Source organism: Neochlamydia sp. AcF65 (genome assembly GCF_018342435.1).
Lineage (GTDB): Bacteria > Chlamydiota > Chlamydiia > Chlamydiales > Parachlamydiaceae > Neochlamydia.
Genome location: NZ_JAEMUE010000012.1, coordinates 54,987 through 66,208, shown reverse-complemented (window position 1 = coordinate 66,208; position 11,222 = coordinate 54,987). Strand labels below are relative to the sequence as shown.

The 11,222-nt window shown below is 39.4% G+C and carries 9 protein-coding genes; 1 reads left to right on the top strand and 8 read right to left on the bottom strand.

Annotated features, from left to right (window positions below):
• On the top strand, nt 1-763 hold a 763-nt coding region (locus tag NEOC65_RS00925), incomplete at its 5' end, for an IS701 family transposase (protein WP_213155404.1).
• A 437-nt stretch (nt 764-1,200) separates the two neighbouring features.
• Here NEOC65_RS00925 and NEOC65_RS00920 read toward each other — a convergent pair.
• The 8 genes from NEOC65_RS00920 to NEOC65_RS00885 form a co-directional block, all read right to left on the bottom strand.
• Nucleotides 1,201-3,678, bottom strand: a complete 2,478-nt coding sequence (locus NEOC65_RS00920; protein ID WP_213151870.1) for a hypothetical protein — start codon at nt 3,676-3,678, stop codon at nt 1,201-1,203.
• 294 nt (nt 3,679-3,972) lie between these two features.
• A complete protein-coding gene (locus NEOC65_RS00915) occupies nt 3,973-5,247 on the bottom strand; it encodes a hypothetical protein (protein ID WP_213151872.1) in 1,275 nt (424 codons plus the stop codon).
• 45 nt (nt 5,248-5,292) lie between these two features.
• Nucleotides 5,293-6,255: a hypothetical protein gene (locus NEOC65_RS00910; protein ID WP_213151873.1), complete on the bottom strand. Its 963-nt coding sequence runs from the start codon at nt 6,253-6,255 to the stop codon at nt 5,293-5,295.
• Entirely contained in the window at nt 6,252-6,938 is a 687-nt protein-coding gene (locus tag NEOC65_RS00905; protein WP_213151876.1) for a hypothetical protein, read from the bottom strand. The genes NEOC65_RS00910 and NEOC65_RS00905 overlap by 4 nt, the downstream gene beginning before the upstream one ends.
• A 3-nt stretch (nt 6,939-6,941) precedes the next feature.
• Nucleotides 6,942-7,568: a tetratricopeptide repeat protein gene (locus NEOC65_RS00900; protein WP_213151878.1), complete on the bottom strand. Its 627-nt coding sequence runs from the start codon at nt 7,566-7,568 to the stop codon at nt 6,942-6,944.
• Nucleotides 7,569-7,727: 159 nt separating this feature from the next.
• Nucleotides 7,728-8,282, bottom strand: coding sequence for a SycD/LcrH family type III secretion system chaperone (locus NEOC65_RS00895; RefSeq protein WP_166158368.1), 555 nt, complete (start codon nt 8,280-8,282; stop codon nt 7,728-7,730).
• Nucleotides 8,283-8,313: 31 nt separating this feature from the next.
• Nucleotides 8,314-9,642 carry a hypothetical protein gene (locus NEOC65_RS00890; protein WP_166158371.1) on the bottom strand — a complete coding sequence of 443 codons (1,329 nt, stop codon included), beginning with the start codon at nt 9,640-9,642 and terminating at the stop codon, nt 8,314-8,316.
• Nucleotides 9,643-9,784: 142 nt separating this feature from the next.
• Nucleotides 9,785-11,119: a hypothetical protein gene (locus NEOC65_RS00885; protein ID WP_213151880.1), complete on the bottom strand. Its 1,335-nt coding sequence runs from the start codon at nt 11,117-11,119 to the stop codon at nt 9,785-9,787.
• Nucleotides 11,120-11,222 lie beyond the last annotated feature (103 nt).

Sequence of the window (11,222 nt, the reverse complement as noted above, 5' to 3'; positions counted from 1 at the left end):
CCTTCCCCAATCTTGGACAAAAAGTAAAAAAAGAATGCAGGTAGCCAAAGTTCCTAAGGCAAGATACAAGTTTTTAAAGAAATGGCAGCTTGCTTTACAACTTTTAGATGATATTCTTAAGAAGAATTTTCCCTATGAAGCGCTTGCTTTTGATGCCGGTTATGGAGAAAAACGAGAGTTATTGGGAGAATTAGATAAAAGGCAGCTAACCTTTGTGGCTCAAATTCCTGAAAATCATAGCTTTTGGCCTATCGATATTTCTTTAAATTCCACCAAGAACATTAGAGGTAGACCAAGAAAATATCCAGAAGTAGCCGATAGAAACTTTAAGCCCCTTTCTGCCAAAAAATGGTTAAAAAAATTGATCCTGCAAGGAGGTAAGTGGCAAAAGGTAAAACTTACCCTTCAATCGAAGAAATATAGTGAAGTAATGGCTATACGTGTTAAAGAAACGATCACCAAGGCATTTTATAGACCAGGGGTTGAAAGATGGTTAATCATGGAAAAGCTAGGAAACGATCAATATAAATACTATGTTTCCAATGCCTCAAAAGATACTCCCCTCTCATGTATGGTAGAATGGATTCATGAGAGATGGAAAATCGAGCAAGGCTATCAGCAGATGAAAGAGGAGCTAGGATTAGATCACTTTGAGGGGCGGTCATGGCTAGGACTCCATCATCATTTGACGTTATGTTTTATGGCTTATAGCTTCTTAACCTTACTGAAATACCAGGCAAAAGATAAAAAAAAATCTCAATGACTCTGCCTCAAGTCAGAAGATTAATTAACAGCTTATTTTGCATTACTATTTGCCCTTTTTGCCAAGCTATTCATGACTCATCTAAAAGGCTGTTTTTTGATACCTCTTAAACCTAACGAAGTAGTACTACTTAAGGGATTAGAGTTAGGCTCGATAATCTTTGTAGGATAAACATACCTTTAAAGGAAGTTTTTAAGAGGGGTTTCAAAGCAATATAGAAAAGAATATCAAACTCATTTTCCTAGATGAAAGTGGTAGCAAAAGGTAAAAGTATATTTATTGTAGGGTAGACAAAGAGGTCACTACAAGGTTATTAAGAAAAAATGTTTAAGGCTTAAAGCTTTTTTAAGTACCTTAAGCCTTTGTAAAGGGCTTAAGGTACTTTAAAAATGCTTTCTTGTAAGAGATGGGCTATATTATTTACCTAATTTTTATCCTTAGTTTATCTGGATAGAGGTTGTTTTTTGTAAGGTATCCTGTAGGCCTTTAAGGAGGTTGTCATGCATACCTTTGACACTAAGTAAATCTTCCCCTAAACCACTAAGGCTATCTAAAAGGTCATCTAAAACCTTCTGCAGCTGTTTAATCATGGCTTGTAACTCTTCAATGATAGCATCATATTTACCTCTAACCGACGCAATAATAGCTTGAGAAACATTCATTCCTCCTTGAATTCCACTTTTAACTGCCGTTAGTGTAGATTGAGTGATACTTACTCCTGCCATAATACGATTAAAAGTATTGGGATTCTTTAAAGCTTTGGTCAGGAGCTTTTCAATTAGCTCCATAGCTTTAGAACCTTTGACGGACTTAAGAATTTTGCTTAATACATTTCCTAATACGCGGTAAGTTGTATCGGCAATTCGTTTGGCAGCGCTTCCTATTACATTTACAACCTCGGATAATTCTTCTACGGCTTTTTTCACTATCTTTCCAGTAACACTAATAGCCTTAGATAAAATCTTTACGCTGTTCACTAAATCCACAACCTTTTGTATGACGGTCATTACCTGCTTTAGGATTTTCGCAGTCGAAGCAGCGGCTCTTGCTGTGGCTTGAGTAACCGCAGGGACAGCAGCAGCGGGATTAATACAGCTTAAGATCCCAATTGTTATGGTAATAGCCATTCCCACTGCCATTGCAATGTATTGAGCATGTTCTCTACTAATTCCGCACATCTGACAAAAATCAGGAATAATATCAGACTCTGTTAGCATGGTGGTAAACATAGTAGTCACTAGTTGCGGACCTAGCATGCCCACCGCCATTATAGCCATAGTGGCCATCACGAATAATTGAGTAACAGCTCTTAACCCCGCCTTTAACCCATCTAAAAATCCATTGCCACTAGGGATAATTTTATCTATTAATTTAGAGACTATGTCTACGATAGCTTCAATGAGTTTACCCGTTAAGTTGAGTGTGGCATCTAATAAAGCAAAGACAAGGCCTAATAGACCTCCTGTTGCTACAGCCATCAATACGGTTATAACCTTTATTATCGGTTCGATGATCTTCATAAGAACGCCTAGAAAGCCTGATTTTCCTTGCTGCTTTTGCATCTCTTTTTCTTTTTCTTGCTGCTCACGAACTTGCTGCAATTGCATACCTAATTTTGCAGTTGCTTGCTGCTTAGCCTGTTGGGAGCGAGAAGTTTGTATCTCATAAATTGTATTTTGAGCTTCAACAATCGCTTTACTAATCGTCATGAGTAAATCCATGGTTTTCTGCTTGCCCGGACCATTAGGCATTAGCAATTGTAACTGCGCCATCGAAGCATTTAGCATTTCGCGTGCTTGCACAAGAGATGTTGTTGCTAGGTTAGAGGAGATATCTTTAAAAGCATTCTTCATCTGCTCAGCCGAGGGCTGCCAATTTACCGGTAATTGATTTTGAACTTTAGTCTCACTGATGGTTTTATTTATGATCTGTTGAGCAATAGCTTTAAGAGCGTTAGAAATACTAGGATCTTTGATGTTTTCTATAGCTTTTTTAAGAGCCGCAAGGTCAGCAGCACCCAAATTGTTTTGACCCGCGTACTCATCCAGGTTAAGCTTAAGGTTAACTTGAAAGCTTCCCTTTAAAGCTCCATTATACATCGCGCTATTAAGAGGAGGTGTCCATCCTGAGGGGGTGCTAAATTTTTGGCTAGTTTTTTTAAGAGCTGCGTTTTGCAATTGCTTAAGTTTTGTCTGGTTCACTCCTTTGAGTGCAGGGGAAGGGTTATAATGTTGATAAATAAGGGCAGCTTTTTCTTCCGAGGTAAGGGAAGGGTCACGATTTACAGCATCTTCAAAAGCAGCATTGTAAGTGTCTGAGAGAGAAAGGTTGTAAGAGGAGTTGTCTACAGCTGGCTTTAATTTAGATACATCTACTCCTGCTTTCAAAGCTTCTTGCTGTGCTTGCCCTGTAAGCGTTTGTAGAATTTGATTAAGGTCGGCACCAGAACTTAGCTTGGTACCCTCGGTGGTAGCTGTAGAATTATAAAAAGCAAAGGTAAGTTTTGCTACATCGCTCGAAGATAGATTGTTAGCTTTTGCATAAGATGTTAAGGCGGCATTAAAGTTATTGGCATATAAGTTGCGTTGCCCCTCATCCGTTAAGGGTTGCGTATTGCTATTTTGATTATTAGCATTCGCTTGGGCTTGGGTTTGTAGATGAGTAAGGAGGGCTTGAGGTTGAAAGAGTCCTTTAGCTAATAGAGTGGGATCTGTTTGTGCTGCTTCAGAAGGAGCAGGAAGTTGAGGACTCCCAGGAGCAGTAAAAGAGTTAGGCTTGGCAGCTTGCGTGGATTTGTTAGCCGTATCCGTTGAGCGTGGATCTTCCCCTAAAGTAGGGGGAATGGTATTGACTTCCCCAGGTTCCCCCACTTGAAAATTGCTGAAATTAGGATTGGAATTGATATTAAGTGGCATGTAGTCCTCCTCAAAAACTTGGTAGAATAAACATAGGAAAATGGAAGTTTCTTATATTATTACAAATGTTTTTTTTTAATTATTGATAGTTGAATTAACGTTAAAAAGTTTTCTTTAATTAGAAGTATAAAATTTTTTAAGCTTTTTAGTCCCTTGTAGGCTAGCTTGCTCCCGATAAATTCGTTTAAATTTAAACCTTTAGAATTTTTTGCTTCCCTGCTTTTAAGCGATCGGCGTTACTGACGGGTAAAAAGGCTCATAAGAGGCCTTTTTACTCGTTTATACTTATCTGGCTTAGCCTGTAGATTGAACTCCAACAGAGCTTCCCAGCTTCCTTTCATCCTCAGAAAATTTACGTAGTTGTTGCATAAGATCGGCAATTAATTTTGAATTTTCGCTTTTAGCGTTATTCATTAAGTCCACTGTTTTAAAGGCATTTTGGATGTAAGCATCCATCATCGCTTTTAAAGCCTCTGCTTGAGCTTTTTCTACTACTAGTTCTGATTTCCATAAGTTCATCAGTCCCTCGGTAGACTTATTTAGCATGGTGGAAGTCATGTTGAAGATCATCATTTTGTTAGACACGCTATTGGCATGGGTCATGAAATAGCTAGTATTAAATTTTTCCAGTTCATAATTTGCTGTCTCAGATTCATGGTTGGCCCTATTTAAATCTCTTTTAGCAGACAAAGACTCCTCAGAGCTTCTTAAACTCTTAGCTTCCGCTCGCTTCAACTTTGCTGCTCTTTGATTTTCTTCTAGTTGACCGCCATAGGCTATGTCTCTTTGATCTTCAGCATCTTTCAACTTTTGCTCAGAGGCTGTAATTCCTTTTCTAGAGCCACCTTGCTTAGCCTCTTCTAGATTTTTTCTAGCATCGGCTACATTTTTATCCGCATTTCTCATTTGTTTAGCTTTCATTTCGTTGGCTGTGTGTTGGCCTGACACCTCATCGTAGTACTGTTTAGCATTTACTTTACGGCCTTGAAGGCGTGTAGCTTCGTCTTCGTACGTTTTTTGTTGTGATTTCATTTCTTTATCAGTATTGCGATTGACCCTAAATTGCATGGCGGCTTGTCCTAATGAAACCCCTGCTTCCATAAAGCAGGCGATTGCACTAGCCATATACATCTTAGACTCTTTTTCAGCTGCTTGTAGAATTTGCTGGGCTTGGCCTTTGGCCAGCTCATTAATCATACTCATTTGAGATAAAGTAATTTTTTCTTGAGCCATGGTCATTTGACGTAAGACATTAGAGATTTCGGTAAAATTCATAAAAAAGGCCACCAGGGGATTGGGCCGTAAAAAGGGATTGCCTGTGCCTGAGGATTCTGATACTCCGGCAGCCTGGGCATTAGGAGGAGGAATATGAGCGAGTAGATTGCGTGTGTGTTTAGCAGATACAGCCTCTTTTCCCGTGGAGGTGCTATCTGTGTAATAGGCCTGGTTAGGCTGAGCTACTGCTTTGGCAGCTGAATTCGCTCCTGCAGCGGGAACGGCTCCAGAATCAGAAGGGGGTAGATAAACTCCGCCTCCCTGGCTTTGTCCTGTGATATTTCCAGATGTCATGATTTCCTCCTTCTCTATTGTTGAAGAGAATTGTTGTTAAATTTTTTATATTAACTGTGAGACGGTAGTATGGCTAAATTCTTTAGAACCGCTCCTAAATGCCGTGTAAATAGTTTCAGCAAAATAAATAATATCTTCGATCTCTTCGTTGAGCTGGCTAGGGGTGGCATCAATGCTTTCAAGGACCCCTGTATAAGCCTGATATAAATGCTCAAAATCCTCTTCCTTCAAGCTAGCCGTAGCCTGCTGAATATATAAACCTATAATAGACTCAGGCTCGCCAGCCAAAGAGGGTAAAAAAGTTTGAAGATTTTCTAAACCTTCCACTAACTCAGCCTTTAAATGTAGAAAAAGCTCTTCTAAAAGTTTCTTATTTCCTCTAGACACTGTTAATAAAGAGAGAATGAATAGAAGAGGAAGTATTAATGCTGCCAGGGCTTGCTGTTGCTTGGCAGTTGCTCCACATGCACTTACAAAGCTTCCCACAATTTTTTGGCAAATACCTGTTTTCAAGGTAAGGATTAGAGCTAACTCAATTCCAAAAGATTGCTTTCTTTGTTGTTCCTTTTCATCTTTTTCTTTAAGAGGCGAGGTGTAGGTAAAGCTAAAATGAGTTAAAGCCCAGCTTAAAGCTATGGTGGTGAGCACAAGGCCGCGGGAAATCATTAGCAGGAGTTGCTTATTTCCTTGATCTTCTGGGAGTAGATGGATTCTTATGAAAAAATCTACCAATCGTTGCGTGGATAAGGTTAAAGCTTTTCCTATAATTCCTGCCGAGCTTTCCTCTTTTTCGATCCCTTGCAAAGCAATTTTAAAGCTCAATAAAAGTGCGGGGGCAGCTTCCTTAACCGTTTGGGCTATAGTCACTGCACTTAAAGAGCTAATCAGCGGACCCAAAATAGTTAAAAATTTTCCATGGTTTTTTCTATTATAACTCTCTTTAACGGCCTCTAAAGCATGGGCTAGATTTTTTCTAGCTTTTTGTATTTCACTATTCTTTTCTTTCATAGGTGGTCTTCAGCAGCCTTTTTATTATGAAGGTGGGCAAGAGTGGAGTAAGCCATGCCTAATTGGTTGGCTGCTCCCATTAGCTCATCAAAAAATGGATCATTAGGCCCTAAGCTTGCTAAGCTATTTTTTATCGCTTCAAAAGTTGGAAAGCTGTCTTTAAGGATGCCTTGTAAGGCTTTTTCGGCTAGTTCTAAATTCATCTGCCGGCGAAGATCTAACGGGGAGCCAGCGGCTGCGATAGGATTTTGAGAATCTAAAGCATTTGCAGAACTTTGAATTCCATTGAACACTTTTGCTGCTCCTTCTAATAGCTTTCCTAGTGCAATTAAGGAGGGGTTGCGTTCTTCTATAGGGGCCTGTAAGCTTTGCTCGTAAGCTGCTCGTACATTGGGGGGTAGCCTCTCCGTGATTTCTGCTAGCATTTGTTTCCAGCTGTCATCAGCTCGTGGAGGTGTTACTTCTACACGCATATGTTCTAAAGGATGTAAAGTAGGCTTACTTGAGGAGGTGTCATATTTCCATAAGGCTTGCTTGTCAATCTCAGTAAATGAAATAGAATCTAAATTATTTGCAATGCCCATCGAAAGGCGTAAAGCATAGCTAGCGGCATTCTGCTCATTAAGGAGAGAAAATTCTGGAATGCCGCCGGGGGCACCTGTCCCACTTCCTGAGATGCTCATAACCTACCTCTCGGAGTTTTTTGCATGAGTAATAGGCTCATTTTCTGCTTTAACTTTTTCTATAATGGCAGGATCAATCTCTAATTGGGAAAGAAGATAGTCGTAAGTCATCAACCATTTTTCTTTATCAAGCATGTATTCTTGCTTATCTGCCGCTCTTTTTATAGCCTGCTCTATAGCCATCAGAGCACTAGCATAGTCTTTAGCCTCAATCAAGCAATCACACATCTTCTCAAAAGGCAATGGATCTTCAGGATTTAGCACGCCTAATTCCATAAGCATGGCCACAGCGGCAAGCCAATTTTTTTGCTGAATATAGCAATGGGTCAAGGCAATGGTATATTTTTGATCAATAGGTACCATAACTTTTAGCCAACGATAAAGCTGGCTGGCTTCTTCAATTTCATTTTTTTGGTAAAGGGTATAAGCAAATTTATAGACGTAATCCATAAAATTGGCGTCAAAGCCTAAGGCTTGGGCAGGTAACATGCCATTCTCAAAGATATCGATCAGCGCTTGTTCTTGTAGTTTGATCTCCTCTTCACTTAATTTTCCACTATGAGCATGCACTGTTTTTTTTATGGCTTTTCTGAATTCTTCCTGTTTAAAGTCTTGCGTGTCTTCTGCCATGGATAAGTTCTCCTTCATTAGATTTTATGGCGTGAGATGTTTTTTTTTGAGGTCTTTCTTGCAGTTTTATGGGTTCAAATGATCGTGGGGCTCCTTTAAGATAAGGTAAATTACCGTGTCGATTATGCTGTGTAAATGCTTGGTGAGTAAAAGGAACCCTTATTTTTCTGCTTTAATAGTATCTTTAATTTCCTCTTGTAAATGCTTGATAGTCAGCAAGGCACGATCTTTTAGCATTTGAAATTCAGGTTTATTGCCAGCTTTTTTAATCGCCATTTCCAAGGCAATGATCGTGGAATAAGGATCTTTCATGGCTACAAAGCAATCTGACATGTGATAGTAAGGGATAGGGTTTTCAGGATCTAGCACACAGCAAATGGTGTAGGTATCCACGGCGTTTTTATACTCTTTCATCATATGAAAACAGGAAGCAAGTCCAAGAATATATTTGGCTTCATTAGCATTTAACATGATAAGTAGGCGAAAAACTTGCACGGCATCTTTATAGCGGCCTGTTTGATAAAAATTGTAACCTTGCGCATAAAGTCCTTCCACTTGCTGATCACTAAGATTCAATAGATCTTTTGGCATATGTCCATTTTTAAAAAACTCGTCAGCTAATTGAGTCACATTCTTTTCTTGGCTTGCATCATTCTTCAGCTGTTCCCCTAAGCTTTCTACAGCCTTTTTTATTTGTTCTTCGTCACTTTTCATGAAGTTTCCCTTTTATATTGAAAATTCTGGATTATTTAAAAATTGCAGATAAAATTGTGCTTAATTGTTGCAAAATGCTGTCGGCCACACTGCCCTGCTGGCTTGCCGCATCATTACTTTGATTAACATTAGCTTGTAAGGATTTGGCTTGATCAGAAAGGGTTTGTTGGCTGGCCTGTAATTTACTAATGTAGTTTTGGTTGACGTTATTAAGCGCGTTACGGGTGGCTTGGGCTGCATCTTTGTTCCAGCTATTGGTACCTCCTAGAACCGTGCCATCCCCTTGAGTAAAGGTACGCATTTGCCTCAGCTTATCACTATAAGCAGCTTGCCACTGCGATAAGAAGCTCAAAGCTTGGGACTGGGCGGCCGCTACATTTTGTATGGTCCCGAGCATGCTGATAAGAGCTAGTAAAACTTCATTTAAGATAAAGGTGCTATTGGAATCCCTAGTTAACGCATTGGGGCTAAATTGAGGATTGTAGTAAAGGTTTTGGGTATAAGTGTACCAATCCCCCAAGTCTTGGCTTGCTTCGAAAGAGCCAGAAGGTTGGCTGCTAGTAGCGGTTTTAGCTAGCTCGCTGGTATAAAAAGCAGAAAGGCGTTGCACAAAAACTCTCTGCGCGACAGTCCAGTTAGCAGAGTTTTGGGATAAAGTTCCTACCGGACCATTAAAAGATTCATAGATAGCTTGATAGGATTGTACATAAGTAACGCCGGTGCTATTTTGGCTATTCAATAAATTTAACACACTAGATTTGTTAGAGGTTTGAATAACTGTCGTGGTGCTTAAATAGTTGAGGAAAGCTTTAGTAAAATTTCCATAATTATTGCTAAGGGTAGCTGTATAGGTAGTGCCGTTAAGAGTGAGAGTTTCAGCGCTACTGCTACTAGATAAGATAGAGAAATTAAAATTTTTAATGAAATCAGAGAAGGCTGCTTTAAATTGTCCAGGCAGATTGGAAACATTGATAATGCTACTAAGATCTGTATTTCCTATATCCGGATTGGCACCCACTGAGGCGGTATAAATATTATATAATCCATTCAAAGGGCTAGCTGCATTGGAAGGATCATAAGCTGCAGAAGGGATAGAGCTGGTGCTAGGATAGCCTAAGACTTTAGTATAAAATTGGTTGATAAAACTTGTAATGTCGGTCGTATCTATGGAATTAAAATTAGTGGGAGTTAAATGGCTATTAATGGTCGCTGCACTCGTGGTAGAAGTATTATATAATTTTTGAGTCGGCATCACAGCTATTTGGCCACTCACATAGGAAAGATTTGTATCTAGCACATATGAGCCAGCAATACTGCTAAGATCTTCTAAGAAATTTTGTGAATTAGTACTTGAGGTCATAGGGCTCCTCCTGAAAATGCCGAAGTTATTTATTAAGACCTTAAAGTCATATGTAGAAATAAAAGAGGTTATCTTTAAGATCCACTAAAGGCTTCGTGTTTATATTGTAAATTTTTTTATTTATCTTTTACTGTTAATAAGTTTACCTAGCGATATTCTGGGCCATTTTTTGGATAATTTGTGAAATCGCTTGTAGAGCTGCAGAAGCGGATTTATAATATTCTTCAAAGATATAAAGATAATTTCTTACCGTCTCTTTTTGAGTATCGTTTAAGTTTTCACTAGCTGTAATAGCAAAGGTAATATTTTGTTGAAACTTTCCTGCTGCATTGGCATCGCTACTATTGAAAGCACTATAATTATCCAACATCCATTTCCTAAAGCCTGCTGAAGCTAGCCCTGGTGGAGTGGTAGAGAGAACAGGTTGGCCACTTACACTGAATGTGGTATTTAAATCCGTTAGAACTTGTTTAAGCCTTGAATATAAGCTAGTGACATTGCTCCTATCGCTTGCGGAAGTAATCGCTGAAAGTGTTTTTAGCTGTTCGGTTAATTGAGTACGGATGTTTACTAGTCTCTTATAGGCCGAGACAAATCCTGAAGATCCAGGAGCAATAGAAGGAAGAATAACGGGGGTAATAGGCTTGTTATAGAAGGCACTTGCCGCTTGTTGATAACCAGGGCTCCAAGCAGAAGGCCCATCTTTACCTCTACCATCCCCATAGTTAAAGTTAAAAGCACTAGATTTGGTAGTAACCTGGTTATGCAAGTTTTGAAGTTCGGCCAAATTATCTAAGATTTGTTGGGTCATGTTTAAAGCACTTTTTAGCTGAGCCATATTTTTGGAAATGATCTGGTTACCTGTCTGAACGTAGTCAATTTCAATAATGCTTTGTAAGCCGCGTGCTCCTCCATAGCCCTCTAACTGTGCTGCCTGGACAGCATTAGCGACTGCGGAGACTTGAATAGCTAGGTCTAACCATTGTTTTAGCTGGTTAGCATTTAGCTGAGGAATATTGCTGCCAGCAGCATTGGTATTCACGCCAATAGCTGCTAGAGAGCGTAAAATGGCATCATAATCTTGGGCCATACTCATCGTCATGAGATGTTGATTATAAGAAGACTTACCTGCTGAGGGAGGGACTTTAGAGGATAAGCCATGGGCAGCCAAAAAGCCAGCGCTTACGATTGAGCTAGGGTAGATGATCTGCCCTGAGCTTGTTACAATGACTCCATATTTGGCCAGATTAGTCAGTTGATTAAGAGCTGCATTGACTTCTGAAACGTTTAGGGCAGAAATAAGTGATGCCGGGTAGGGATTGGCTGAGGTCGTAGAGCCTTGAAGTTGCAACACTCTTACAAATGCCAGAATAGCATTATAGTAAGCGGAGGCTACTTTAGCATTAGTATATTCTAGCCGTGTAGGAATAGCACTAGGTATTCCACTTATATTTACATATGGTGTTGTAAAGGTCATAACCTACCCCTTCTTATAGCCAATGAAGGACTTAATGTTTAATATTAGACATTCTTACTTAGTTTTTTAATAAGCTTTTGAGATTAAGTAAGTTAAATTTTCT